Consider the following 24,294-nt stretch of genomic DNA (forward strand, 5'->3'; position numbering starts at 1 on the left):
GGCCCTGATCTGCGACTCTCACGAGTCGGGACGACAGGATTTGAACCTGCGACCCCTTGACCCCCAGTCAAGTGCGCTACCAAGCTGCGCCACGTCCCGGTGCGTCCGTACGGTGTCCCGTGTGAACGCGCGGGTCAACACTACCGCACGCGCGTGACTGCTCTCAGCCGGTGCGGGTGCCCGCGCGGGGGGCGGCTTCGCCTGCGGGCTCGGTCTCGGCGTCGGCGTCCTTGGCGTAGGCGAGGAAGTCGTCGACCATGCGGTGGAACAGGGTGGCGAGCCGGCGCAGTTCGTCGGCGGACCAGCCGGACAGGGCGGCCTCCATGCCGCGGGCGCCGACCTCGCGGACCCGGGCGATGGCGTCCCGGCCCTGCTCGGTGAGCCGGATGCGCTGGGCCCTGCGGTCGTCCGGGTCGGGGACGCGGGTGACGTACCCCGACTTCTCCAGTTGCTGCACGGTGCGGGTGACGTGGGAGGCTTCCACGCCTAGGCGGTGGGCCAGCTCGCCCGGCCGCAGCGGCTCCGAGTCGGCGATCTGGCGCAGCAGCGCCACCGCGGCACGGTCCAGCGGGACCCCGGCCAGGCCCATCAGCTTCTCGTGCTGCCGGGCCCGCGTGCTCAGGTACGTGATCCGGGTCAGAGCGCGCTCGATCTCGGCCACTTCGGGCGAGACGGGTCCGGGGGGCGAGGATGCTGTGGACATACCCCCCAGTTTACCATATCGTTGCGTTACTCAACTAATTCGCGAGTGCACGCGCGGTGAGCGCCCACTGCCCGCCAGCCGCTCATCCGCCGCCGCCCCACCACGGCGCCCACCCCGGTCGCCGGGCCCCGCACTCCCCCGGCCCGCACCGGGCGGGGCTTCCCGGGCGCAATCACGGCGGCGGCCGGTGCCGCGCCCGCAGGAGGGTCCCCGGGGACGTCCCCGCCGTCCCCGGGACACGGGGACGGCATCACCGGCGGCCGGCACGGACACGCTGGGCGGCAGGTGATCACGGCACGTGGTCACGGAACGACAGCCCGGAGGTTTCCATGATCCGACGGACCCTCACCGGCGGCCTGCTGGCCACGGTCGCAATGCTCGCGCTCGTGCCCACCGCCGCCGATGCCGCCCCGGCCGCCCCCGCCCCGCGCGCCGCGGTCTCGGCGACCGCCCCGAACCCGCTCCCCGGCCGGGCGCTCCCGCCCGCGCACCGCGTCAACCACTCTGCCACGCACAGGCGTTCGCACCACGCCCTCGGCCGGGTGGTCACCCACCGCGCGTCGCTGAACGTCCGCTCCGGCCCGGGCACCGGCTACCGCGTGATCGGCGTACGGCACGCGGGACGGCTGGTGGCGCTCAGGTGCCGGACGTACGGGTCCCGGGTGCACGGCACGCACCAGTGGTACCGGCTCGCCCGGGTACGCGGCTACGTCTCCGCCCACTACGTACGGGTGGTGCGCGGCACCGTGCCGTGGTGCTGACGCGGCTCACCGCACGCACCCGGTGACACGAGCGCCCGGCGCGGGGACCCCGTGGTCCCCGCGCCGGGCCCGTGCCGCGCCGGACGCAGCCGCACGCCCCGGCCCACCCGGACGCAGCCGCACCTCCGCACGCCCCCGGCCGCACCGGCTCACCGTCCTCACACCTTCCGGATGTGTGGCGGCAGGCCCGGCCAGGGAAACCATCCGGACATCCGGGGTGAAACACCCGAAGCGGGAACGGAGTCGGGAGCAGCGAGATGCGGCAGCCCCAAGAAGCGGCAGCGTCCCCCGTGCCGCTGGTGGCGACCTTGCGCGAACTGAGGGAGCGTACGGGCCTGAGCCTGGCGGCGCTCGCCACGCGCACCCCTTACAGCAAGTCCGCCTGGCACCGCTACCTCAGCGGGGCCAAGCACCCGCCCCGCTCGGCCGTGGAGGCCCTGGCCCGTCTCGCGGGCGCCGACCCCGCCCCGGTGCTGGCCCTGTGGGAAGCCTGGGACGGCACCGGACCCGCCGTACCGGCCCAACGCGGAGCCGCAGTCCCGGGCGCGCCCGGCGGGTCCGGCCGCCCGCCCGTCCGGCGGCGCCGGCTGCCGCTGCTGCCGGCGCTCACCCTGCTGACCGCGGCCGCCGCGGTCGCCACCGCCCTGGCCGCGTCCTCGCGCGGCGCCTCGCCGGGCTCACGGGCGGGGTTCGCCCCCGTGCGCTGCCACGGCCGCTCCTGCCAGGGCGAGTTGCCCGGCGCCTCCGCCTGCGCGCGGGACGCGCAGACCAGCAGCGCCGTGTCCGACGCGACGTACACGGTACGGCTGCGCTGGTCACCGTCCTGCCACACCGCCTGGTCGCAGGTCGGGGTGCGGGGCGCGGTGGCCCGGGAGATCTCCGTACGGACCGGTGAGGACGTCCTGTCGGCCGCCTACCCCGCCCGGGACACCGCCAGTGACACCAGTCCGATGCTGGCCGTCTCCTCGCCGCGCGGGGTGGAGGCGTGCGCCGAGGTGAACGGTGAGGTGGCGTGCACCGGCCTGGACGCCGACGCGGGCGGTGAGCCGTGATCCGCGCGCGGGTGCGTGCCGGGCACCGCGCCGGTTCGCGTCCGGTCGCGGCCCCGCGGGTGCCGCCGCCGCGGGCGGGCCGCCGCACGGAACGGCCGCGCCGGCCGGTCCGGCGGCCGGCGCGCGGGTGAGGGGGTGAGGGGGCCTACTTGATGACCGCGTTGGCCACCACGACGATCAGGCCGAACAGGGCGTCCACCACGCCCGTGGCCAGCACGACCGCCCAGCGGCGCCCCGCCCACCGCGCCGAGACCAGCCCCAGCGCGAACAGCAGCGCGATGTTGAAGACGAACGCCGGGTACTCCACTCCGTCCGCGGACCACCAGCCCCAGCCCGCGCCGGCGAGGATCAGCACCGTGGGCAGCATGGCCACGACCAGCGGCCACTCCGCGGCCAGCGCCCGCAGCGCCTCACCGCGCCGGTGCGGGCCGCGCTCGGCGATGTAGTGGGAGTAGCCGTGCGCCAGGGCCGAGGCGAACGCGGTCACCAGCAGCCAGGCCGCGTCGTAGCGGCGGGCGCCCGGCGAGTTGTGCCCGTACTCGGTCAGCGCCGCGACCATGGCGCTGGCCACCACGGCACCGTAGACCCCGCCGAAGAGCAGAAGGGACCGCGTGTCGTCGTGCGCGGGCCGTTCCGGGACGGCCGCCGCGGGGTCCGCCATGGGCTGCTCGCCTCCCGGGCGTACGAGGACGGATTCTCCCCAACGATCACCCGAAGCACCGGCCCTCGCCACTCCACGGCCGCCTGCACCGCACTCACTCCGGCCCCCACACCCTGTCCCCCGCCTCCCGCCCGATGACGTCCCCGCCGCACGGTGCCCCCGCCGCACGACGATGTGTCCGGGCGTCCGGGCCGATCCCCCACACTCTGTCCAGGCCGCCGGGGCGCGGGGCCCCGTTAGGGTCCGGGTATGGACCGCAGCTTCGTTCTCCACGTGCCCGGTGTCCCCGACGCCGAGCTGGTTCCCGAACCGCTCGACCCCGGGCAGATCGTCTCCGGCTCGCCCGAGGTGACCGGGAAGGTCGTCTGGGAGTCGGCGGACGGCCGTCAGGCGCGCGGGATCTGGCAGATCACGCCCGGGGTCGTCACCGACACCGAGGCGGACGAACTGTTCGTCGTGGTCAGCGGCTCGGCGACCATCGAGGTGGAGGGCGGGCCGACCCTGCGCGTCGGCCCCGGGGACATGGCGGTGCTGCGCGAGGGCGACCGTACGACGTGGACGGTGCACGAGACGCTGCGCAAGGTGTACGCCGTCACCCTCTGAACGGGGACGCCCCGGAGCCGGCGGTACCCCGCGGGCACGCAGCACCGGGCGGGCCGGTCCGGCCCAAATCCTGGCGCGTGCCGAGGCGCGGGCCGCCCGCCTGCGGCGCAGGTCACCGGGCGGCGGGCTGCGCCGGCAGGTCGAACACGTGCCGTGGCGTGACGATCCCGGTGACGGCCCGGCCGAACAGCGTGCTGGGCTCGGCCCCCCGGTGGCCGATGTCCGTGTTGAGCAGGACGACGAGCGTCGTGCGGGCGGCGGGCAGGTAGACGGTGAGGGACTCGTAGCCGGGCAGGGAGCCGTTGTGGCCGATCCAGCCGTGCACGGCGAAGATGCCCAGCCCGTACCCCGCGCCGGGGACGGACGTCGGCGGTGTGGTGAGCCGCTGTTCCTGCGTGGCCGGGCTGATCAGGGCGCGGCCGTCGGGGAGCACCCCGGTGGCCACGGTCCGCGCCCAGACGCGCAGGTCGTCGAGGTCGGAGATCATCGCGCCGGCCGCCCAGCCCCAGGAGGGGTTCCAGCCGGCGGCGTCGGCGGTGCGGCCGTTCGCGGTCTGGTCCGTGTAGCCCTGCGCGTGCGGCTCGGGGAACTCGGCGCCGGCCGGGAAGAGGGTGTGGTGCAGGCCGGCCGGTTCGAGGACGTCCGCGCGGATGCAGTCGGCCAGCGACCGGCCGCTGACCTTCTCGATCACCAGTCCGAGCAGGATGAGGTTGGTGTTGCTGTAGTCGAACTTCCGGCCCGGCGGGAAGAGCACGGGGTGCCGGAAGGCGTACGCGAGCAGCTGCCCCGGGGTGAAGGGGCGCCGCGGGTCGGAGGTGAGCGCCTTGAAGAAGCCGTCGTCGTCGGAGTAGTTGAACAGCCCGCTGCGCATGCCGGCCAGCTCGCGCAGCGTGATCCGGTCGCCGTTCGGCACCCCGTCGACGTACTTGCCGATGGGGTCGTCCAGGCCCACCCGGTGCCGGTCGGCCAGACGCAGCAGCGCGGTCACGGTGAACGTCTTGGTCTCGCTGCCGATGCGCATGTACAGGTCGGCGGACATCTTCCGGCCGGTGCGCCTGTCGGCGACCCCGAAGGACTTCACGTACTGGCCCTGGCCGGGTGTCCACAGGCCGACGATCACGCCGGGAACGTTCGCCTCGCGCTGGACGCGCCGCACGGCCCGGTCCAGCTGCCGGACCACGGCGGGTGTGAGGGTGCGGACCTCGGAGGAGGAACCGGACCGGGAAGGAGAAACGGACGGAGAAACGGACGGAGGAGGGGACGCGGGCCGGGAGAGGGACGACGGCGGGGACGGGAGCTGTCCGGGCGGTGCGGCAGCGGGCCGGGCGCGAGGCGGGAACGGGGCGGCGGCAGCGGCGGCCGGGGCCGCGGCAGCGGGGCCCGCGGTGAACGGGGCGGTCGCGCCGAGCTGGACGACGAGGATCCCGGCGGCGGTCGCGGTGACGGCGCTCCTGCGCAGCCGTCGTGGGCACGCGTGTGTCATGGGCTGACTCCGAGCGCGGCGGATCGCACCCGCGGCCGTCGTCGACGGGCGCGGGACCAGGAGGCGTCCTTACCGCGGCGGACGCCGACGGGACCGGCCATGACGCAGGGGCGCGTCCGCAGGTGCACCGGCCGCGCTGCCCGACGTCCTCAGCACAGAAGACACTCTCGGCGAAGGGGGCACCCCCGCAGGAGCGGACGCCCGCGCGGGCGGAGGCACCCCCGGCAGAGGAGACGTACCCAGCATAAGGAGCGGTCCCGCCCTGCCGCCTGTCGGCGCCGCCGCCCTCACGCGCCGCGCCAGACGTTCGCGAAGGCGGCCTCCTCGATGGCGCGGCGCCGGCGCACCGCCTCCAGCTCCATCACGGCGTCGTGCACGGAGGCGAGCACGGTGAGGACCGCTTCGTCGGTGACCACCGGCTCGTCGGGGGCGATCTCGTCGCGGATCCCGGCCGCCGCGGCCAGCGCCAGCAGCACCGGCTCGTCCGCGGCCCAGCGGAACGCCGCCCGCCGCCGCGCCTCGGTGTCGCCGAGGACGGTGCGCGAGCCGCGGAAGGGCAGCCGGCGGGTGCGCTCCCACGTCACCTGCCCCTCCTCCTCCAGCGCCGCCAGGTAGGCCGGGGCCAGGCCGCGACCGCGCCGCCACAGCCAGTCCGGCAACGATTCGTAGGGGGCCTCGCGCAGGAGTGCGGCGGCGGCCTCGTCCAGGAGGCGGTCACCGAGCCGGGTTCGCGGGCGGGGCAGGATCCGGCCACCGCCGTCCAGCCCGATCGCCTCCGCCCGGAGCAGGTCGTACGCCTCCGCCCCCGCCAGGGCGAGCGCGAGGTCCCCGCGCTCCACGGGCCGGGCGGACGCCACGTCAAGGGCGACGATCATCAGGTCACGCGGTGTGCTCATGAGGCTCCCCGTCGAAGGGCATGTCCGGCCCCGCGCCGCCGGGCGACCGGCGCGGGACGTGGCGCCTGGTGATGCCGTACCCGGCCGACTGTAGCGCGGCGCGAGCGGCTGGGAACGGGGAGCGGGGCCGGGCGGGGGAGCGGACCCGCACGGGCAGGCGGCACGGGACCGGCAGACGCGACCGGGCCGGGACCACGGATCCCGCCGGAGCCGGGACCGCCCGGAGCGGCCACGGATCTCACCGGACCACGGACCTGACCGGACTGCGCATCCGACCGGAGCGCGGATCCGGCCGGAGCCGACCGGAGCGCGGGACCGGGCGGACGGGCCGCCGGGCGCTGCGGCCAGGGTCCAGCCCCGCTCAGGCCCCGCAGGACCTCAGAAAGCGGCGGGTGCGTACGGCGACGGGCAGGGGCGCGTCCGGTGCGGAACGAGGGCATGACGACGAGGGGCTCCGCGCCCACGGCCCGGGCCGGCCCGGGCCGGCGACCCGTCCGACGTGTTCCCAGGTGGACTCCCCCTCGGACGGGCCCCGGTGCAGTGCGGTGAAGACGGTGCCCGCCGACACCTTCGGACCGCGCCGGGCCGGCTCGTCGCCGAGCCTGCCGGGTCGGTCGGCAGGTAGCCGTGGGGGCCCGGTTCGATCCGGGACCAGCCGGCCCGCGCCATCTCGTCCAGGAAGCGGTGCCAGGGGGTCTGCCGGGGGTCGTCGGGGAACCACACGCCCCAGGAGCCGGGGGCCGAGCCGACCCGGATGCGGTCGAGCACGGATGTCATGTCAGGAACTCCCTTCGGGGGTCGCCGATGCGGACCGGGAGGGCGGTACGGACCCGGAGGGCGGTACGGACCCGGAGCGGTCGGCCGCGTCGCGGAGTTCCCCGGCGCCGGCGCCCCGGACCCGGGCCAGTTCGTGCTCCAGGGCGGCGAGTTCGGTGCCGCCGGCCATGTGGTCGGTCAGTTCCTCGACGCTCACCTCGCTGCGCGCGGCGGACAACTCCAGGGTGCCCAGGCGCAGCACGCTGAAGTGGTCGCCGACCAGGTAGGCGTGGTGGGGGTTGTGGGTGATGAAGATGACGCCGAGGCCGCGGTCGCGGGCGGCGGCGATGTACTTCAGCACCACGCCGGACTGCTTGACGCCGAGCGCGGCGGTCGGCTCGTCCAGGATGAGGACGCGGGCGCCGAAGTGGACGGCGCGGGCGATGGCCACGCACTGGCGCTGGCCGCCGGAGAGGGTGCCGATGGGCTGTTCCAGGTCGTCCAGGACGATGCCCATGGCGCGCAGTTCCTCGTCGGCGGTGCGCTTCATGCGGGGGATGTCCAGGCGGCGGACCGGCCAGGGGCCCTTGGTGAGTTCCGAGCCGAGGAAGAAGTTGCGCCACACCGGCATCAGCGGGACGGTCGCCAGGTCCTGGTAGACCGCGGCGATCCCCCTGTCCAGGGCCTCGCGCGGGGTGGTGAACCGCACCGGTCCGCCGTCGACGAGGACCTCGCCCTCGGTGTGCTGGTGCAGCCCGGAGACGATCTTGATGAGGGTGGACTTGCCCGCGCCGTTGTCACCGAGCACGCAGGTGACGCGGCCGGCGTGCACGGCCAGGTCGACGCCGTGCAGGGCGCGCAGGGGACCGTAGGACTTGCCGGCGCCGCGCAGTTCGACGAGCGGGGGCCCGCCCTCGGGCGGGTGGCCGGGCAGGGCGGCGCCGGGCGGGCCGGCCGTGTCGGTCGTCATGGTGTCACCTCCGGGTGGCCGTGCGCCGGACCCACAGATTGATGAGGACGGCCCCGAGCAGCATCACGCCGAGGAAGGCCTTGAACCAGTCGGGGTTCCAGCCCGCGTAGACGATGCCCTGGTTCACCATCCCGAACATGAACGCGCCGAAGACGGGACCGACGGCGGAGCCGTGGCCGCCGGTGAGCAGGCAGCCGCCGATGACGGCCGCGGCGATGTAGATCAGCTCGTTGCCGACGCCCTCGCCGGACTGCACGGTGTTGAAGGAGAAGAGCTGGTGCATGCCGACGAACCAGGCACCGAGGCCGACCAGCATGAACAGGGTGATCTTGGTGAACGCCACCGGGACGCCGACCGCGCGGGCGCTGTCCTTGTTGCCGCCGACGGCGAAGACCCAGTTGCCGTACTTGGTGCGCAGCAGCACCCAGGTGGCCAGCGCGGCGAGGACCAGCCACCACACCACGGTGATCTTCACCTGGACCCCGCCGACGTCGAAGGAGGAGGCGAAGACGGCCTTGGCCTGGCCGAAGCCGTCCATGTCGCTGACGTCGTCGGTGGCCACGTTCCCGGTGATCAGTTTGGTGACGGCCAGGTTGACGCCCTGGAGGGTGAGGAAGGTGCCCAGGGTGACCAGGAAGCTCGGCAGGCCGGTCTTCACCAGCATCCAGCCGTTGAACGCGCCGATGCCGAGCGAGACGGCCAGCGCGACGATCACACCTGTCCACACGTTCGTCGTGAGCTGGTAGCTGAGCATGCTCGCGGTCAGGGCGGAGGTGATCACGGCGACCCCGGCCGAGAGGTCGAACTCGCCGCCGATCATCAGCAGGGCCACGGGCAGGGCCATGATCCCGATGGTCGACGACTGGTAGAGGACGGTCGCCATGGAGCTGCCCTGGCGGACCGAGGGCGCCGCGGCGAGGAAGAAGACGAGGACGGCGAGGGCGCCGAGGAAGACCCCGACCTCGGGCCGGGCCAGCAGCCGCAGCGCCGGCGGGCGCCGCACGCTCCCGCCGCCGGTCCGGGTGTCGCCGGCGCCCGGTGGGCCGGCCGGAGCCGGTGCGGCCGGCCGGCTCACGCCGCTCACCGGGTGCCCTTGGCGGCGAACTCCGCGACCTTGTCGACGTTGGTCCGGTCGACGAAGGCGGGACCGGTGAGCACCGGCTGCGCACCGCCGCCGCTGTAGTTGCCGTTGTTCCTGTAGAGCCACAGGGAGTCGACGGCGAGGTAGCCCTGGAGATAGGGCTGCTGGTCGACGGCGAACTGGATGTCGCCCTTCTTGATGGCGCCCGCCAGGTCCTTGTTCAGGTCGAAGGTGGCGATCTTCGCCTTGCCGCCCGCCTCGGCCACGGACCGCACCGCGGTCAGCGCGAAGGGCGCGCCGAGGGTGACGACGTGGTCGACGGCGCGGTCCTGCTTGAGTTTGGCGGTGATGGTCGACTGCACGGACGGCATGTCGGTGCCGTTGACGTACAGCGTCTCGGCGGTGCCCTTGAACGTCTTCTCGAGGCCGTCGCAGCGCTGGGTCAGACCGACGTTGCCCTGTTCCTGGACGACGCAGACGACGTTCTTGGCGCCGACCTCGTTCAGCTTGGTCCCGAACGCCTCGCCCGCCACGGTCTCGTCCTGCCCGAAGAACTCCAGCAGACCGAGCTTCTTCCAGTCGCTCAGACCGGAGTTGAGGCCGACGACGGGTATGCCGTCGCCGACGGCCCTGCCGATGACGGCCTTCATCGCGTCGGGCTTGGCCAGGGTGACGGCGATGCCGTCGGCCTTCTGGTCGATCGCGTTCTGCACGAGGCCGGCCTGGTTGCCCGCGCTGGGGTCGGCTGCGTAGACCAGTTTGATGTTGTCCTTGGCGGCGGCGGCCTCGGCGCCCTTGCGGACGATGTCCCAGAACGTGTCGCCGGGTGCCTGGTGGGTGACCAGGGCGACCGTCATCCGGGGCGTGGCGGCCTTGCCCGCGGAGGCGGCTCCCCCGCCCTGCGCGGCCTTCTTCCCGCCCGAGCTGCTGGAGCAGCCGGCGAGGGCCAGGGCGGCGGCCGCGGCCAGGGCCACGACGGGGACGAGTCGGCGGGAGCGGGAGGAGCGGTCCAATTTTCCTGCACCTCACTGTGCGACGGAGGGGAGGCCGGCCCCCGGCGGGTGGTGCGGGTCCTCGCCGGTTGACGGACGGCTGGTGCGCTGGGACGGGATCCAATCCCCTGCGATGCCCGCTGTCAATACTTTGTCAGGACATCATTTCAGAAGTAGGTCCGTATGTTAGAACAAAGTATTGACATCGCGCTGCCGCGAGCCCTACACCTGGGGACGGCGGGGTCCCGGACCCGCCCTCCCCCGACGGGGTCGATCCCTACCCGTTGTGTCCCGGCCTACCCCTGACGCGGCCGACGGCCTGCCCGCGCCGGCCCGCCCCCGTGCCCCTTCCTTCCGCCCACCGCCGACCGCCCACCGCCTGAACGGAGCCCTCTCTTGCGCCTCCTGAACGGAGCCCTCCCTTGAGCGTCCGCATCCCCGACCTCACCTCGGTCAGAGTCCGGCACCCCGGCGCCGTCGCCGAGGCGGCCGAGCGCCGGGTGCGCCGCCCGCTCGTCGGGGGCAGCGGACGGCTGCTGATCGTGGCCGCCGACCATCCCGCGCGCGGCGCGCTCGGTGTCGGGGAGCGCGGCCTCGCCATGGCCAACCGCGCCGGGCTGCTGGAGCGCCTGTGCGTGGCCCTGGCCCGGCCCGGTGTCGACGGAGTGCTCGCCTCCGCCGACATACTGGAGGACCTGCTGCTCCTCGGCGCACTCGACGGCAAGGTGGTCATGGGCTCCATGAACCGCGGTGGTCTGGCGGGCGCGTCCTTCGAGATGGACGACCGCTTCACCGGCCACCGCGCCCGCGACATCGCCCGGCTCCGCTTCGATGCCGGCAAACTGCTGCTGCGCATCGACTACGAAGACCCCGGCTCGCTGGCCACCATGGAGTCCGCGGCACGGGCGGTGGACGAGATGGCCGCGGCGCGCCTGCCGGTGTTCGTCGAGCCGTTCATCTCGCGCCGGGTGGACGGCAGGATCGTCAACGACCTGTCCGCCGGGGCCGTCACCCGTTCCATCGCCATCGCCTCCGGTCTGGGCGGCACCTCCGCGTACACCTGGCTGAAGGTGCCGGTCACGGCGGACCCGGACGACATGGCCGAGGTCCTGGCGACCTCCACCCTGCCCGCCGTGCTGCTGGGCGGGGAGGTCGGCGACGACCAGGAGGGGGCCTACGCGCGCTGGCGCAAGGCCCTGCGGCTGCCCACCGTCCAGGGCCTGGTCGTGGGCCGTTCACTGCTCTACCCCGCGAAGGGCGGTGTCGAGGACGCGGTCGACGCCGCCGTCAGCCTGCTGTGACGAGGAGGGACCGCACCCTATGACCCGCACGCCCCCGCGCCCCGGACCCACCGGACCCGGCCGGCCCACCGGACCGGACGAACCCACCGGCCGCGCAGACCTCACCCGGCCCGACGGCTCCACCGGCCCGGCAGACCCGACCCGGCCCGACCGGCCCACCGGCCCCGCCGGCCCGACCGGACCCGACGGCCGCACCGGCCCGGCGAGTCCGTACCACCTCCGCGCCGGCCGGGCGGCTCACGGCCCCTACGCCGTGCACGTCACCCCCGAGTCCGCCGGCTGGGGCCACTGCTCCCTCCGGGTCCTGGAACTGCCGCCCGGCGGCTCACACACCTTCGACACCGGCGACAGCGAGTGGATCGTGCTGCCGCTGAGCGGGGGCTGCGCGGTCGCCTGCGCCGACGGCTCGGCCCACGACACGTTCGCGCTCACCGGCCGGGCGAGCGTGTTCAGCGGCGTGAGCGACTTCGCCTACGTGCCCCGGGACGCCCGGACGACCGTCTCGTCCGCCGGCGGCGGGCGCTTCGCGCTCACCGGCGCCCGCTGCACCCGGCGCCTGCCCGCCCGCTACGGTGCGGCCTGCGGTGTTCCGGTCGAACTGCGCGGCAGCGGCCCGTGTTCCCGCCAGGTCAACAACTTCGCCGCCGCGGGGGTGTGGGACTGTGATGCCCTGATCGCCGTCGAGGTGCTCACCCCGGGCGGCAACTGGTCGTCGTTCCCGCCGCACAAGCACGACGAGCACCGGCCCGGCGAGGAGTCGGTCCTGGAGGAGATCTACTACTTCGAGTTCGCCGGCCACGACGGCACCCCCGGCCTGGGCTACCAGCGGGTCTCCCCGTCGGGGCCCGGCCGGGACACGGACGTGCTGGCCGAGGTGCGCGACGGTGACGTGGTGCTGATCCCGGACGGCTGGCACGGTCCGTCGATGGCCGTGCCCGGCCATCACATGTACTACCTCAACGTCATGGCGGGCCCCGGGACCGAACGCGCCTGGCTGATCCGGGACCACCCCGACCACGCCTGGATCCGCGGCACCTGGCCCGGACAGCCCGTCGACCCGCGTCTTCCCCTCTACTCGGCACCGGAGCAGACCCCATGACCCTCAGCCACCACTCCCGTCCCGGCCCCGAATCCGGCCCCCGCACCCGCCGTCTGACGGTCGCCCAGGCGCTGATCCGCTTCCTCGCCGCCCAGTACACCGAACGCGACGGGGTGCGGCAGCGGCTGATCGCCGGCACCTGGGGCATCTTCGGCCACGGGAACGTGGCCGGGGTCGGCCAGGCACTCGTCGAGCACGCGGACGTGATGCCGTTCCACCAGGGCCGCAACGAACAGGCGATGGTGCACGCGGCCGTCGCCTTCGCCCGGCAGCGCGGCCGGCTGTCCGCCCAGGCGGTCACGACGTCCATCGGCCCCGGTGCCACCAACCTCGTCACGGGAGCGGCCCTGGCCACCGTCAACCGCCTGCCCGTCCTGCTGCTGCCCGGCGACTACTTCGCCACGCACCCCGCCGACCCGCTGCTGCAGCAACTGGAGCACCCGACGGCGGCGGACGTGTCCGTCAACGACACCCTGCGCCCGGTCTCCCGCTTCTTCGACCGCGTCACCCGCCCCGAGGCGCTGGTGCCGTCCGCCCTGAACGCCGTCCGCGTCCTGACCGACCCGGCCGAGACGGGCGCCGTCACTCTCGCGCTGCCGCAGGACGTCCAGGCGGAGGCCCACGACTGGCCGGAGGAGTTCTTCGCCGAACGCGTGTGGCGGATCCGGCGGCCCGCCCCCGACCCGGCCGAACTCGCCGACGCGGTCGCGGCGATCAGGTCCGCCGTCCGCCCGCTGATCGTCGCGGGCGGCGGAGTCCACCACAGCGCGGCCGAGGACGCGCTGCGGGCGCTCGCCGACGCCACCGGCATCCCGGTCGCCTCCACGCAGGCCGGCAAGGGCTCGCTGCGGTACGACCACCCGGCCGACCTCGGCGGCATCGGGCACACCGGCACGGCGGTCAGCGACGACCTGGCCCGCACCGCCGACCTCGTCATCGGTGTCGGCACCCGTTACACGGACTTCACCACCGCCTCCGGCACGCTCTTCCAGCACCCGCACGTCCGTTTCGTCAACCTGAACATCACCGCGTTCGACGCGCACAAGATGGCGGCGGCCACCCTCGTCTGCGACGCGCGGGCCGGTCTCGCCTCGCTCGTCGACGCGCTGGCCGGACACCGTGTCGACCCCGCCTACGAGGGCGAGTACCGCGCCAGGAAGGAGCGGTGGCAGCGGGTGACCGAGGCCGCCTTCGCCGCCCCCGACGACAGCGCGGTGCCCACGCAGGCCCAGGTCCTCGGCGCCCTGGACGCGGTGGTGGGCGACGAGGACGTGGTGATCAACGCGGCCGGTTCGCTCCCCGGCGACCTGCACAGACTGTGGCGGGCCCGCTCACCGCGCCAGTACCACCTGGAGTACGGCTACTCCTGCATGGGCTACGAGATCCCGGCCGCCGTCGGCGTGCAGCAGGCGGCGCCCGACACGCCGGTGTGGGCCCTGGTCGGCGACGGCACCTACCTCATGATGCCGACCGAGATCGTCACGGCCGTCCAGGAGGGCCTGCCCGTCAAAATGCTGCTGGTCCAGAACCACGGGTACGCCTCCATCGGCGGCCTGTCGGAGTCGGTGGGCGCCGAGCGCTTCGGCACGGCCTACCGCCACCGCGCCCCCGACGGCTCCTTCACCGGCGCCCCGCTCCCGGTCGACCTCGCCGCCAACGCCGCCAGTCTCGGCATGGACGTCCTGCGTGCCAAGACCGTGGGCGAACTGCGCGCGGCGCTGCGCACGGCCCGCGCCGCCCACCGTCCGACCTGCGTGTACGTCGAGACGGACGCCGGCGGAGCGGCGGCGGCTGCCGCGCCGCCCGCCGAGGCCTGGTGGGACGTCCCGGTGGCCGAGGTGGCCGCCCGCGAGGCCGCCGTCGAGGCCCGCAAGCGCTACGAGCAGGAGGTCACCGCCCGCCGCCGCCCCCTGTAGGACGCCGGCTCCTCCCCCGCCCGCCATGTCACCCGGCCGCGGCCGTGACCCCGGGCCCCGCCGCCGGTTGACCGGGTGACCGGTCGGATCGGCGAGGCACGGGAGGACGGCGGCATGGACAGCGGTACGCAGGCGGGTGCGGAGCACGGGTCCGTCAGCCGGCGGCGATTCCTGGAGACGTCGGCCGTCTCCTTCGCCGCGGTGTCCCCGGTGGCGGCGCCCGCCGCCCGGGCGTCCGCCGCGGACGGGGACGCGCGGCTGCTGACGTACCGGGAGGCGACCGGCGGGTCGGTCACCGCGCACGCGGACGGACAGGTGCTGATCGCCGAGGTGCAGGGCGTGCTGTGGCGGGTGCCGCGCGCGGGCGGTGCGGCCGAGCGGCTGACCGGCTGGGAAGTGGAGGCGACCCGCCCCGCCCTGTCACCGGACGGGCGAAGCCTCGCCCTGTGCGGCTACGCGGGCGGCGCCTTCCACCTGTGGACGATGCGGCCCGACGGCGGCGGCCTGCGCCGGCTCACCGACGGCCCGTGGGACGACCGCGCGGTGGCCTGGTCGCCGGACGGCACCCGGCTGGCGTTCTCCTCCGAGCGCGGCGGCGACCCGGTGGCCGGCGGCTCGTTCGGCCTGTGGACGCTCGACGTGGGCAGTTCCCGGCCGACCCGGGTGACGAGCGGCCCCTTCGAGGACTACGACCCGGCCTGGTCACCGGACGGACGGACGCTGGTGTGCGTGCGCGCCGCCCACACACCCGACGGCGGCAACGACGGCGGACTGTCCCTGGTCCGGGTGTCCCTCGCGGACGGTACGGCGCGGCCGGTGCGGACCGTCACCACGGGCCGTCTGCTGTGCCCCGCGGTGTCCCCCGGGGGCCGGATCGCCTGGCTGCGGCTGTCCGGTCCCGGCGGCCCGCCGTCCCTCCCGCCGTCCCGCGCGGAGCTGCTGGTGGACGGGCAGGTGGTCGCCGCGGGCGAGGACCTGGCCGCGGCGCCGCCGTGCTGGCTGGGTGAGGACCGCCTCCTCTACCTGGCCGACGGGCGCATCCGGATCCGCACCCTGACCACCGCCTCCGTCACGGACATCCCCTTCACCGCCCGAATGCCGGTGCCCGCGCCGCGCCGCCGCAGCGTGCGGCGCCGGACGACAGAAGGCACCGGCCTCGCCCCGGTGCGCGGGCTGCACCGGCCGGTGCTCTCCCCCGACGGCCGCCAGGTGGCGTACGCGGCGCTCAACTCGCTGTGGCTGCAGCCCGCCGGCGGCCCCGGCGCACCCCGCGAGCTGGTCCGGGCGGCCGACGCGCACTACGTGCAGATGCCCGCCTGGTCCCCCGACGGGCGCGCCGTGCTGTACTGCACCGACCGCGACGGGCTGCCCGCGGTGCGCAGGGTCCGCATGGACGGCTCGGCGGACGAGGCGGTGACCGGCACCGGACGCCTGTCGCCGGCGCCGTCACCGGACGGCACGCACCTGGCCTGCCTCGACGTCACCGGCGGCCTGCTGGTGCGGAACCTGGCCACCGGGCAGGAGCGGACCGTGGCGCGTCCGCTCGCCACCGACGGTCCGCCCGGCGCCCCCACCTGGTCACCGGACGGGCGGTACGTGGCGTTCTGCGACCGCAACCGGCTCAACCACCGCTTCCGCGAGGGCTACAACGTCATCCGTGTCGTCGACGTCCGCACCGGCACCGAGCGCCGCCACCTGCCCGCCGCGCACCAGTCGCTGTCGGACCGGGTCGCCGCCGGGCCGGTCTGGTCACCCGACGGCCACTGGATGGCGTTCGTCGCCGAGTCCGTCCTGTGGCTGCTGCCGGTCACGCCCGACGGCACCCCCGCGGGCCGCGCCCGCCGGCTCACCGACGAGCCGGCCGACCATCCGAGCTGGGCGGCCGACTCCCGCACCCTGCTGTACCTGTCGTGCGGACGCCTGCGGCTGCTGCGTCTCGACGACGCACGCACGCCGGTGCGGGCGCGCACCCTGCCCGCCGCGCCGCCCGCCCGCCGCCGCGCGCCCGGCGGCCGGGAACCGCTGCGCGTGCACGCCGGGCAGATGTGGGACGGCACCGGCGGCGCGCCGCGCCAGGACGTGGACATCCTGGTCCGGGGCGAGCGGATCACCGCCGTCGAACCGCACCGCGCCCGCCGGCCGGGTCACCGCACACTCGACGCCTCCGCCCACACGGTCCTCCCCGGCCTGTTCGACAGCCACACCCACCCGTACCAGGCCACCTACGGCGCCCGGCAGAACCTGACCGCGCTCGCCTACGGCATCACCACCACCGCCTGCATGGGCGGTCCGCTGTACGAGACGGTCCGGCTGCGCGAGGCGACCGGTTCCGGAGCCTGCCTGGGTCCGCGGTCCCTGGCCTGCGCCGAACTGATCGACGGCTCCCGCACCGCCTACAGCATGGGCCGCGCCCACCGCACCGAGAGCGGCGTGCGGCGCACGCTGGAGCGGGCCGCCGCCCTGGACGTCGACTTCGTCAAGACCTACGTACGGGCCCCCGGCCGGTACATGGCGCTGGCCGCCGAGGCCGCGCACCGCCTGGGCGTGCCGTGCGGCAGCCACCTGTGCGCTCCGGGCCGGGCCGCCGGCCAGGACCTGACCACCCATCTCCAGGCCACCCAGCGGCTGCCGTACGGCCATGCCACCACCCCGCTCGGCCACATCCACCAGGACCTGGCCGAGCAGTACGCCGACGGCGACTTCGCCATGATCATGACCCCGTTCAGCGCGCAGTTCCTGCTCGGTGCGGATCCGGCGCTCGCCGACGACCCCCGGGTGGACGTCCTCATGCCGCCCTGGGACGTGGCCGCCGTCCACGAGTGTGCCCGCACCCGGCCCACCGGCCCTGAACTGGCCGCGCTGGACCTGGAGTTCGAGGACTACCGGCGGCTGGCCGCGCACGGCGCGCGGCTCGCCCTGGGCACCGACTCGCCCCTGGTGCCGGTCGGTCTCTCCCTCCACCTGGCCCTGCGCGGACTGCACGCCCACGGTTTCACCGCGGCGCAGGCCCTGCACACGGCGACCACCGTCCCGGCCCGGCTGTTCGGTCTCGCCCGGGACCTCGGCACGGTCGAGGCGGGCAAGCTGGCCGAGCTGACGGTGGTCGGCGGCGACCCGTTCACCGACTTCACCACGCTCGTCGACACCGTTGCCGTGGTGCGGGGCGGCGTGCCTCACCGCCGTGCCGACCTGGTGGCCCGGCGCCGGGGGGCCGCTCAGGTGCGGGCGTAGCCCGTCCGGGCCGGAGGGGCGGAAGCGGGCGAGGGCCTTCCCGGACCGGTCCGGGAAGGCCCTCGCTCAGCGCTCCGCGGCGCCCGCACGGCGGGGTTGACGGGATCTCAGACCCAGTCGTCCCCCGCGGTGATCTGCCAGTACGTGCCGGTGTTGATGCGCACGGCGACCTTTCCGTCCGTGGAGTGCACCCACAGGTCGGCCTTGCCGTCGTTGTCGGCGTCGGCGAAGAGCAGCTCTCCCTTGGGACGGCCGAGGAAGTTGCTCCAGCCGGCGCTCCAGTCCTTGCCGCCGTCCCAGTACGTCCCCGTGTTCGTCCGCACGGCGATCTTCCCGTCCGTGCCGTGCACGATCAGGTACGTCCCCGTGTTCGTCCGCACGGCGATCTTCCCGTCCGTGCCGTGCACGATCAGATCGGCCTTGCCGTCACGACCTTGCCGCTCTTGGCGGTGCGCACGGTGATGACGCCGTCGGCGCCCAGGACGACGAGGTCGCTCAGTCCGTCACCGTTGACGTCGGCCGCGTACAGGACCTCCCGCAGGCGGTCCCTGGCCTCCTTGGCCCATGCCTGGACCGCGCTGTCGTCGACCCGCGCGGACACCGCGCCGGTGCGGGTCTCCGCCGGGTCCTGTCCGAAGCATCCGCCCTGCCAGGAGCGGCTGTTGACGGCGACGAGCTCGACCGTGCCGTCCTCCTTCTCGCGGAGCAGCGGGCCGCCGGCGTCACCGGCGCAGATCGCGTCTCCGTTCCGGCCGGTGACGGTCAGCTGGTCGCTGTCCGCGGCGTCGACGCCGAAGACGCCGGTGTGCTGCTTGAGCGGTGACCACTCGGTCCTGGTGCGGCCGAAGCCGACGGCCTTGAGGGTCTCGCCCGCGGTGGCCGGGGTGGTGGCGAAGGCGACCGGGGTGATCCCCGTGGTCGGCTGCGCCAGCCGGGCCATGACCAGGTCGCGTCCCTGGTACGGCACGAGTTCGGTGATCTCGGTGACGAGGCCGCCGGTGGCCGTGAGGTCGGGGCGGCCGACCGTGACCTTGGTGGACTTGGCGGGCTTCCCGGCGGCGGGAACGGCGCCGGAGGCCGGGTCGTCCACGAAGCAGGACGCCGCGGTGACGATCCACCGGGGATCGACCAGGGCGCCCGAGCAGGCACGTTCGCCGTCGCCTATGTCGATCCGGGCGGTGAACGCGTAGGCGCTGTCGGCGGCGTCGCCGGTGACGGCCTGGGCGCTCGGGACGGTGAGCGCATCGCACGCGACGGTGACCGCGAGCAGAGCGCTCGTCAGGGCCGCGCGAGAGCGGGATCTTGACATGGTGAAGCCTCCCCGTAGGTCGTACGAAGTGCTGATGGGCGGGCGGATCAGGACGTGCTGACGGCGGCCCCCGCCCGGACGCGTGCGTGCGGGACGCGTCCGGGCGGGGGCCGCCGCCGGGAGCATCCGCCGGAGACGGATCGTGCCGGGCTGGCGGATCAGCCGGTGACGCGGATCTCGACGAGGACCGAGCGCAGGCCCGTGTCGCCGGACTCGCCGACCGGAGTGAGGTCGTTGGCGGGTGCGTTGACGACCGTGTTCTTGCCTTCCGCGGTCAGCGTGGCCTTCACCGGGTGGTTCTGGGTCCAGATGCTGAACGTGTCGGGCAACTCCAGCGTGAGGTAACCGGACTTGGCGTTGGTCTTGAAGCAGAAGAGGCCCTTGCGGGACTCGATCGCGATGTTCGACGCGCCGCTGCACTCGTTCAGGGACGTCACGTCGGTGAGCCAGACGTGTCCGTCGCCGCGCTTGAGCGTGACCCCGCGGTCCTGCTGCACCTGGGCGGCGCCCGGGTAGTCGAAGTCCTCCACCAGACCCGGCATGTCGCCCGCGGCGGTGGTCGTGGCGGCGGACGTGGTGGTCTGCGGGAGGGCCAGCGCGGTGGCGCCGAGGCCCATCACCAGGGCGGCCGTCAGACCACCCAGCAGCACCTTGCGGGCGGGGGTTATCGCCATGGGTTCCTCTCAGAGTGCGGCGTGCGGAGCGTATGTGAAGGCGGAGTAATCGCCTCGTCGAGCTGAAGTAAAGCACATGTAAGATCCGTAAATAAGAGTGCTCCGGCGTCACCACCTGCGGTTATGCGCCCCCCTGACGTGCTGCCACCACCTGTCGGCGGCCGTGGGGGCCTGGCTGCCCGTTTCCTGCGAGAGCCCGGGGACGAGGGACATGGACTCCTGTGTCCGGCCCCGCCCAGGGGTGTCCCGCCGGAAGTCCGGTCACCGATCCATGAAGGACCGTCAGGTGAAACAACCATCACGCCCGACACCACCCGGGCACAGCCGCAGACCGCGACGGGGCGGGCCGGCACGCGGAGCGGGCCTGCGGGCCGCCTGCGCGACCGTACTGGCCGTCACGCTCACGGGAACCCTCCTGGGCGCCTCCCCCGCCGTCGCGGCCGACCCCCAACCGGCCGCCAACCGGGGCCTGGTGGTCGGATACTGGCTCGGGGGCGGCACCGGCATCAGGGAAGCGGCCGAGAAGGCGCTCGTGGGCACGGACGACGACGTCCGGCAGTTCCTCACGGACGCCCCCGCGATCCAGGAGATCGACGACCGCGTGGACGTCTCCCGCGTGGTGAACGCGGGCGGTCCCGCCGTGCGGGAGGCCGCGAAGAAGGCGCTGGCCGGCACCCCCGCCGATGTCGAGGCCTTCCTCGACGAGGGCTGGAAGACGGCGGACGAGCAGGACCTGCGGGTGCAGGCCACCCGGGTCGTGAACTTCGGCGGTCCCGGCGTCCAGGACGCCGGCAAGAAGGCGCTGCAGGGCACGTCCGCGGACCTCAAGCAGTTCCTGCGGATCGACCAGTACAAGGAGCAGCAGACCGACGAACGGGTCGAGGTCAGCAAGCTCTACAACAGCGGCGGCCCGAACGTGAAGGCCGCCGCCAAGCTCGCGCTGCGCGGCACCCCCGACGACATCGTCGAGTTCCTGGAGGTCGGCCAGTTCGTCGCGCGCAACCGCGACCAGGAACGCGCCACGATCGAGCAGCTGATCGAGCAGGCCGAGAAGGCCGGCAAGCAGGCCGAGCACGCCACCGACGAGGCCGAGGAGGCGTCCGGCAAGGCCATCGCCGCCGCGGCGCTCGCCGAGGAGGCCGCGCAGAAGGCGGCCCAGGAGACGCAGGCGGCGAAGAACGACGCCCAGCGCGCGTCGCTGAAGGCCGGTCAGGCAGCCGACGCGGCCCGGGCCGCGGCCGCCGCCGCGCAGCAGGCGATCGGCGCGGCCGACGCGGCCAACCGCTCGGCCCGCAGGGCGTCGCTGGCCGCCGCGCAGACCGCGAACGCGGCGGCGGCGGCGGCCGAGGCCGCGAGCCGCGCCTCGAACGCGGCGTACGCCGCGAGCAAGGACAAGGACAACGCGCAGGCCGCCCGGGACCGGGCCGCCGAGGCGCGCAAGGCGGGGGCCCTGGCCAAGAAGTCGGCGCAGGCCGCCGAGCAGGCCGGCAAGGCCTCGCTCGCCGCCGCGGACGCGGCGGCCGCCTCCCGCAGCGCCACCGGGAACGCCAACAAGGCGGCCGCCGCGGCGGACCAGGCGGCCGACTACGCCGAGGCCGCCGGAGGCAGCGCGGCCGAGGCCCGGGCCGCCGCCGCGGAGACCCGCCGGCACGCCGCCGAGGCCGACCGCGCCGCCGACGCCGCCGAGGCGCTGGCCCGCAAGTCGGCCGCGGCGGCCATGGAGGCCCGTGACGCGGCGAACTCCGCCGCCGCGCACGCGAACAGCGCCGCCGACGCGGCCGACGCGGCCGCCGAACACGCCGGTGAGGCCGCCGACCAGGCGGCGGAGGCGGTCAAGCAGGCCGCCGCCGCCAAGGCCGCCGCCGACGACGCCACCAAGGCGGTGGCGACCGCGCAGAAGACCTTCGCCATCGCGCGGGAGGTCGAGACCGAGGATCTCAACACCCGCACCAACGCGGGCGTCGAGGCCGCCCTGACGCAGAAGGCCTCGGCCGACGGCTTCACCGTCGACGTGTCCCGGTCGGTCATCGAGGGCCAGGCGATCACGGACGACACCCGGGCCCTGAGCGCCGAGGCGGCCGAGCCGGGGGCGGACCCGGCCGCGCTGGCCGCCCGGGGCCGCGCCGTCGCGCTGCGGGCCATGCAGTACTTCGGTTCCTGGCGCAAGGACGCCGCCGCCCAGGCCCTGTCCGGCACCGATGCCGACGTGATCGAGTACCTGCGCACCGGCTGGGACAAGGCCGTGGCCGACGAGACCCGCCAGCAGGTCGCCGACCTCGCCACGGACAGCCCCTACGAGGCCGTGCGCACCGCCGCCGCCGAGGCCCTGAACGGCACCGACCAGCAGATCCGCGACTTCTACACCACCGGGCGGCACCAGGCCGCCAACGCCGACTACCGCGTCGCCGTCACCAAGCTCGCCAACGACAGCGGGCCCGGTGTCAAGGAGGGCGCCAAGAAGGCCCTGGCGGACGGGGGCACGCAGGCCCTGCTCGACTTCCTCGACAAGGGACAGTACGAGGCCCGGCAGGCCGACGAGCGGGTGGCCGCCACGCAGCAGTACAACGCGGGCGGCCCCGAGGTCAGGTCCGCGGCCAAGATCGCCCTGGCCGCTCCCGCCGACCAGCTCCACCAGTTCGTCGAGGCGGGCCAGTTCATGGCCACCCGCAAGGACGCTCTGGCCGACACGCACGTCGCCCAGATGCAGCGGCTCATCGCCGAGGGCCAGGAGATCGCGGCCACCGCCCGCAAGAACAGCGCCCTCGCCGCGCAGGCCGCCGCCGAGGCACAGCACGCCTCGGCCGATGCCGACAAGGCCAAGAAGGACGCCGAGCAGAGCGCAAAGGACGCCGCGGGTTACGCCGCCGACGCCGACGCCGCCGCCGACCGGGCAGAGACCAGCGCCCAGCAGGCCAAGGCGTCCGCGACCACCGCACGGGCCGCCGCCGACCGCGCCGCCCGGGACGCCGCCGCGGCCGAGGAGTCCGCCGCGCAGGCGGAGTTCTCCGCCGACTACGCGCGCACCTCCGCCTACGAGGCCAAGCAGGCGAGCGACCGGGCCCAGGCCGACGCGGTGGCCGCCGGGAAGAGCTCCGAGGAGGCCGGCAAGGAGGCCGCCGCGGCCTGGAAGGACGTGGTGGCCAAGCGCCAGGCCGAGGAGGCCGAAGCGCGGCGCGCCGCCGCGGAGCGGCGCAAGAAGGAGGAGGAGAGCAAGCCCAAGTGCTACATCCCGGTCAACCGGGACAGCCTCCCGCCGTGCGCGCTGGCCGGCCAGGAACTCGTGTTCCCCACGATCGACCCGACGATGAAGGAGTTCGCCTGGGAGATCCTCGGCCTCAACGACGCCAAGGACTGCGCGAAGAACCCCAGTCTCGGCAAGTGCGCCCTGGCGGCCATGAACTTCCTGCCCGTCGGCAAGCTCAGGCTCCTCAAGAAGTCGGTCGAGGGCGTGGAAGGCGCGATCGACAGCAGCCGTGCCGTGCGCATGGCCCAGAAGTGCGCCGAGTGCTTCCTCGCCGGCACCGGGGTCCTCATGGCGGACCGCTCGGTGAAGGACATCGAGTCCGTCCGGGCCGGCGACCAGGTGCTGGCCACGGACCCGGTGACCGGGCTGACCGGGCCGCGCCGGGTCACCGACCTGATCGTCACCGAGCACGACAAGTACTTCACCGAGCTGGCCGTCTCCACCCCGCGCGGCCGGGAGAAGCTGACGGCCACGGAGGAACACCCCTTCTGGTCGCCGTCCGAGGGCAAGTGGACGGCGGCGGCCGACCTCCGGCCGGGCATGACGCTCAGGACCGACGGCGGGGACACCGTCACGGTCCGGGACAGCCGGTTCTACAGCGGCTTCGCACGGACCTTCAACCTCACGGTCGAGGGCCTGCACTCGTACTACGTGCTGGCCGGCGGCACCCCCGTACTGGTCCACAACAGCCGGTGCCTGATCGCCGACGTCCTCGGCCCCAAGGGTGAGAAGCTGTGGCTCCCCAAGGGCCGCAAGGCCGTCGCGACGGCCAACAACCTCAAGGGGTGGGTGTACGAGATCAAGAAGAGCGAGGCCGTCGCCAACGGGCTCAGCGACAAGGTCGCCTACGTCCGGGTCATGGATCCGGTCACGAAGGGCAAGTTCCAGTACCCGAACGGGTACGTGGAATACTTGAACGCCGTGGGACAGACCGTGCACCCGCTGACCGGCCGGGCCGACATCGCGAAGTCCGATCCCTACTACCACATCCCGATCCCGTGATCTCCATCGAAGAACTGTTCACCGGCACCGCGGACGTCACGGGGGCGGACCCCGTCGACTGGGACCCGCTGCGGGAGGAAGCCGCGCTCCAGGAGGTGCACCTCCTGGACTGCAGGGTGTCTCCCCCCACGGGCCGTGCGGGACTGCTCCTGGACATGCGCACCGCCCTGCAGTACGACACGGGCAACGCCGCTCTCCTGGTGGTCCGCGGACTGCACACGTTCCGGTGGGAGGAGGAGCCGCTGGAACGCACGCTGCTCCCCTTCGCCATCATGAACAGCGTGCCCTCGGTGGCCAGGAGGCAATGGCGGATGGACATCGGCCTCTTCCCGGACGGTGAGCTTTCCCTCTCCGGCACGGCGGCCGAATTCCATCTCCTGCAGGCCGCGGGGATCCCCGAGGGCCTGCCGGACTACTCCGAGCACCGGTTGGACGAGATCCGCGCGGATCTCCCCTGGTGGGATTCCGGCTGCACGGTCCTGCAGTCGTCCACCACGAGCGCCGTCTGACGGGAACAGCGGGGGTGGGCACCTGGCCGCCGGCCGGGTGCCCACCCCCGT

The 24,294-nt window shown here is 74.4% G+C and carries 19 protein-coding genes, 1 tRNA gene and 1 pseudogene; 9 read left to right on the forward strand and 12 right to left on the reverse strand.

Annotation, left to right across the window (positions count from 1 at the left end; genetic code table 11):
- Nucleotides 1-25: 25 nt before the first annotated feature.
- Together IG64_RS36180 and IG64_RS36185 are read right to left on the reverse strand one after the other, a co-directional pair.
- Nucleotides 26-99, reverse strand: a tRNA-Pro gene (locus IG64_RS36180).
- A 64-nt stretch (nucleotides 100-163) separates the two neighbouring features.
- Nucleotides 164-703, reverse strand: a complete 540-nt coding sequence (locus tag IG64_RS36185; RefSeq protein WP_037864528.1) for a MarR family winged helix-turn-helix transcriptional regulator — start codon at nucleotides 701-703, stop codon at nucleotides 164-166.
- Nucleotides 704-1,032: 329 nt separating this feature from the next.
- Between IG64_RS36185 and IG64_RS36190 the strand changes: the two genes are divergently transcribed.
- Nucleotides 1,033-1,464, forward strand: coding sequence for an SH3 domain-containing protein (locus tag IG64_RS36190; protein ID WP_037864530.1), 432 nt, complete (start codon nucleotides 1,033-1,035; stop codon nucleotides 1,462-1,464).
- A 257-nt stretch (nucleotides 1,465-1,721) separates the two neighbouring features.
- Nucleotides 1,722-2,516, forward strand: a complete 795-nt coding sequence (locus IG64_RS36195; RefSeq protein ID WP_078884422.1) for a helix-turn-helix domain-containing protein — start codon at nucleotides 1,722-1,724, stop codon at nucleotides 2,514-2,516.
- A gap of 145 nt (nucleotides 2,517-2,661) precedes the next feature.
- Here IG64_RS36195 and IG64_RS36200 read toward each other — a convergent pair whose 3' ends face one another.
- Nucleotides 2,662-3,177 carry a hypothetical protein gene (locus IG64_RS36200; protein WP_037864531.1) on the reverse strand — a complete coding sequence of 172 codons (516 nt, stop codon included), beginning with the start codon at nucleotides 3,175-3,177 and terminating at the stop codon, nucleotides 2,662-2,664.
- 249 nt (nucleotides 3,178-3,426) lie between these two features.
- Between IG64_RS36200 and IG64_RS36205 the strand changes: the two genes are divergently transcribed.
- Nucleotides 3,427-3,780 (forward strand): cupin domain-containing protein, encoded by a 354-nt coding sequence (locus tag IG64_RS36205; RefSeq protein ID WP_037864535.1) that lies wholly within the window; start codon nucleotides 3,427-3,429, stop codon nucleotides 3,778-3,780.
- A 112-nt stretch (nucleotides 3,781-3,892) separates the two neighbouring features.
- Here IG64_RS36205 and IG64_RS36210 read toward each other — a convergent pair whose 3' ends face one another.
- From IG64_RS36210 to IG64_RS36230, 6 genes and pseudogenes are all read right to left on the reverse strand, one after another.
- Nucleotides 3,893-5,263, reverse strand: coding sequence for a serine hydrolase domain-containing protein (locus tag IG64_RS36210; protein WP_051813774.1), 1,371 nt, complete (start codon nucleotides 5,261-5,263; stop codon nucleotides 3,893-3,895).
- Between the two features lie 287 nt (nucleotides 5,264-5,550).
- Nucleotides 5,551-6,159: a GPP34 family phosphoprotein gene (locus tag IG64_RS36215; RefSeq protein ID WP_037864543.1), complete on the reverse strand. Its 609-nt coding sequence runs from the start codon at nucleotides 6,157-6,159 to the stop codon at nucleotides 5,551-5,553.
- A gap of 428 nt (nucleotides 6,160-6,587) precedes the next feature.
- A pseudogene (locus IG64_RS42710) lies at nucleotides 6,588-6,936 on the reverse strand (2-keto-myo-inositol dehydratase); the annotation flags it as partial.
- A 1-nt stretch (nucleotide 6,937) separates the two neighbouring features.
- Nucleotides 6,938-7,885, reverse strand: coding sequence for an ATP-binding cassette domain-containing protein (locus IG64_RS36220; protein WP_037864545.1), 948 nt, complete (start codon nucleotides 7,883-7,885; stop codon nucleotides 6,938-6,940).
- A gap of 4 nt (nucleotides 7,886-7,889) precedes the next feature.
- Nucleotides 7,890-8,960 (reverse strand): ABC transporter permease, encoded by a 1,071-nt coding sequence (locus tag IG64_RS36225; RefSeq protein ID WP_051813782.1) that lies wholly within the window; start codon nucleotides 8,958-8,960, stop codon nucleotides 7,890-7,892.
- Nucleotides 8,961-8,965: 5 nt separating this feature from the next.
- A complete protein-coding gene (locus IG64_RS36230) occupies nucleotides 8,966-9,979 on the reverse strand; it encodes a sugar ABC transporter substrate-binding protein (protein WP_037864550.1) in 1,014 nt (337 codons plus the stop codon).
- Nucleotides 9,980-10,380: 401 nt separating this feature from the next.
- Here IG64_RS36230 and IG64_RS36235 point away from each other — a divergent pair, with 401 nt between their 5' ends.
- The 4 genes from IG64_RS36235 to IG64_RS36250 all read left to right on the forward strand — a co-directional run bounded on the left by IG64_RS36235 (nucleotide 10,381) and on the right by IG64_RS36250 (nucleotide 17,505).
- Nucleotides 10,381-11,259: a Cgl0159 family (beta/alpha)8-fold protein gene (locus IG64_RS36235; RefSeq protein ID WP_037864551.1), complete on the forward strand. Its 879-nt coding sequence runs from the start codon at nucleotides 10,381-10,383 to the stop codon at nucleotides 11,257-11,259.
- A gap of 19 nt (nucleotides 11,260-11,278) precedes the next feature.
- Complete coding sequence (iolB, locus tag IG64_RS36240) at nucleotides 11,279-12,358, forward strand: 5-deoxy-glucuronate isomerase (RefSeq protein ID WP_078884423.1); 1,080 nt, start codon at nucleotides 11,279-11,281, stop codon at nucleotides 12,356-12,358.
- On the forward strand, nucleotides 12,355-14,274 hold the full coding sequence (gene iolD, locus IG64_RS36245) for a 3D-(3,5/4)-trihydroxycyclohexane-1,2-dione acylhydrolase (decyclizing) (RefSeq protein ID WP_051813776.1): 1,920 nt from the start codon (nucleotides 12,355-12,357) through the stop codon (nucleotides 14,272-14,274). Before iolB ends, iolD begins: the two co-directional genes overlap by 4 nt.
- Before the next feature lie 114 nt (nucleotides 14,275-14,388).
- Nucleotides 14,389-17,505 carry an amidohydrolase family protein gene (locus tag IG64_RS36250; RefSeq protein ID WP_037864613.1) on the forward strand — a complete coding sequence of 1,039 codons (3,117 nt, stop codon included), beginning with the start codon at nucleotides 14,389-14,391 and terminating at the stop codon, nucleotides 17,503-17,505.
- 107 nt (nucleotides 17,506-17,612) lie between these two features.
- Here the strand turns inward: IG64_RS36250 and IG64_RS40915 are convergent, their stop codons facing one another.
- The 3 genes from IG64_RS40915 to IG64_RS36260 all read right to left on the reverse strand — a co-directional run bounded on the left by IG64_RS40915 (nucleotide 17,613) and on the right by IG64_RS36260 (nucleotide 19,488).
- On the reverse strand, nucleotides 17,613-17,912 hold the full coding sequence (locus IG64_RS40915) for a hypothetical protein (RefSeq protein ID WP_107474461.1): 300 nt from the start codon (nucleotides 17,910-17,912) through the stop codon (nucleotides 17,613-17,615).
- 2 nt (nucleotides 17,913-17,914) lie between these two features.
- Nucleotides 17,915-18,814 carry a S1 family peptidase gene (locus tag IG64_RS36255; RefSeq protein WP_107474462.1) on the reverse strand — a complete coding sequence of 300 codons (900 nt, stop codon included), beginning with the start codon at nucleotides 18,812-18,814 and terminating at the stop codon, nucleotides 17,915-17,917.
- Nucleotides 18,815-18,972: 158 nt separating this feature from the next.
- Entirely contained in the window at nucleotides 18,973-19,488 is a 516-nt protein-coding gene (locus tag IG64_RS36260; RefSeq protein WP_037864554.1) for a hypothetical protein, read from the reverse strand.
- Between the two features lie 286 nt (nucleotides 19,489-19,774).
- On the opposite strand from IG64_RS36260, the gene IG64_RS36265 reads away from it, so the two are divergent.
- Both IG64_RS36265 and IG64_RS36270 read left to right on the forward strand, forming a co-directional pair.
- The gene (locus IG64_RS36265) at nucleotides 19,775-23,734 is read left to right on the forward strand and encodes a polymorphic toxin-type HINT domain-containing protein (protein WP_158771740.1); all 3,960 of its coding nucleotides are present in this window, start codon (nucleotides 19,775-19,777) and stop codon (nucleotides 23,732-23,734) included.
- Nucleotides 23,731-24,243 carry a hypothetical protein gene (locus IG64_RS36270; RefSeq protein ID WP_037864556.1) on the forward strand — a complete coding sequence of 171 codons (513 nt, stop codon included), beginning with the start codon at nucleotides 23,731-23,733 and terminating at the stop codon, nucleotides 24,241-24,243. The genes IG64_RS36265 and IG64_RS36270 overlap by 4 nt, the downstream gene beginning before the upstream one ends.
- The last annotated feature ends 51 nt before the right edge of the window (nucleotides 24,244-24,294 follow it).

The organism is Streptomyces sp. NRRL S-340 (assembly GCF_000720185.1).
Taxonomy (GTDB): Bacteria; Actinomycetota; Actinomycetes; order Streptomycetales; family Streptomycetaceae; genus Streptomyces.

What these genes read in the sequence shown, in the direction of transcription:
- IG64_RS36185 (WP_037864528.1), bottom strand. Translation starts at nt 703, where the DNA reads ATGTCCACAGCATCCTCGCCCCCCGGACCCGTCTCGCCCGAAGTGGCC.
- IG64_RS36190 (WP_037864530.1), top strand. Translation starts at nt 1,033, where the DNA reads ATGATCCGACGGACCCTCACCGGCGGCCTGCTGGCCACGGTCGCAATG.
- IG64_RS36195 (WP_078884422.1), top strand. Translation starts at nt 1,722, where the DNA reads ATGCGGCAGCCCCAAGAAGCGGCAGCGTCCCCCGTGCCGCTGGTGGCG.
- IG64_RS36200 (WP_037864531.1), bottom strand. Translation starts at nt 3,177, where the DNA reads ATGGCGGACCCCGCGGCGGCCGTCCCGGAACGGCCCGCGCACGACGAC.
- IG64_RS36205 (WP_037864535.1), top strand. Translation starts at nt 3,427, where the DNA reads ATGGACCGCAGCTTCGTTCTCCACGTGCCCGGTGTCCCCGACGCCGAG.
- IG64_RS36210 (WP_051813774.1), bottom strand. Translation starts at nt 5,263, where the DNA reads ATGACACACGCGTGCCCACGACGGCTGCGCAGGAGCGCCGTCACCGCG.
- IG64_RS36215 (WP_037864543.1), bottom strand. Translation starts at nt 6,159, where the DNA reads ATGAGCACACCGCGTGACCTGATGATCGTCGCCCTTGACGTGGCGTCC.
- IG64_RS36220 (WP_037864545.1), bottom strand. Translation starts at nt 7,885, where the DNA reads ATGACGACCGACACGGCCGGCCCGCCCGGCGCCGCCCTGCCCGGCCAC.
- iolB (WP_078884423.1), top strand. Translation starts at nt 11,279, where the DNA reads ATGACCCGCACGCCCCCGCGCCCCGGACCCACCGGACCCGGCCGGCCC.
- iolD (WP_051813776.1), top strand. Translation starts at nt 12,355, where the DNA reads ATGACCCTCAGCCACCACTCCCGTCCCGGCCCCGAATCCGGCCCCCGC.
- IG64_RS36250 (WP_037864613.1), top strand. Translation starts at nt 14,389, where the DNA reads ATGGACAGCGGTACGCAGGCGGGTGCGGAGCACGGGTCCGTCAGCCGG.
- IG64_RS36255 (WP_107474462.1), bottom strand. Translation starts at nt 18,814, where the DNA reads ATGTCAAGATCCCGCTCTCGCGCGGCCCTGACGAGCGCTCTGCTCGCG.
- IG64_RS36260 (WP_037864554.1), bottom strand. Translation starts at nt 19,488, where the DNA reads ATGGCGATAACCCCCGCCCGCAAGGTGCTGCTGGGTGGTCTGACGGCC.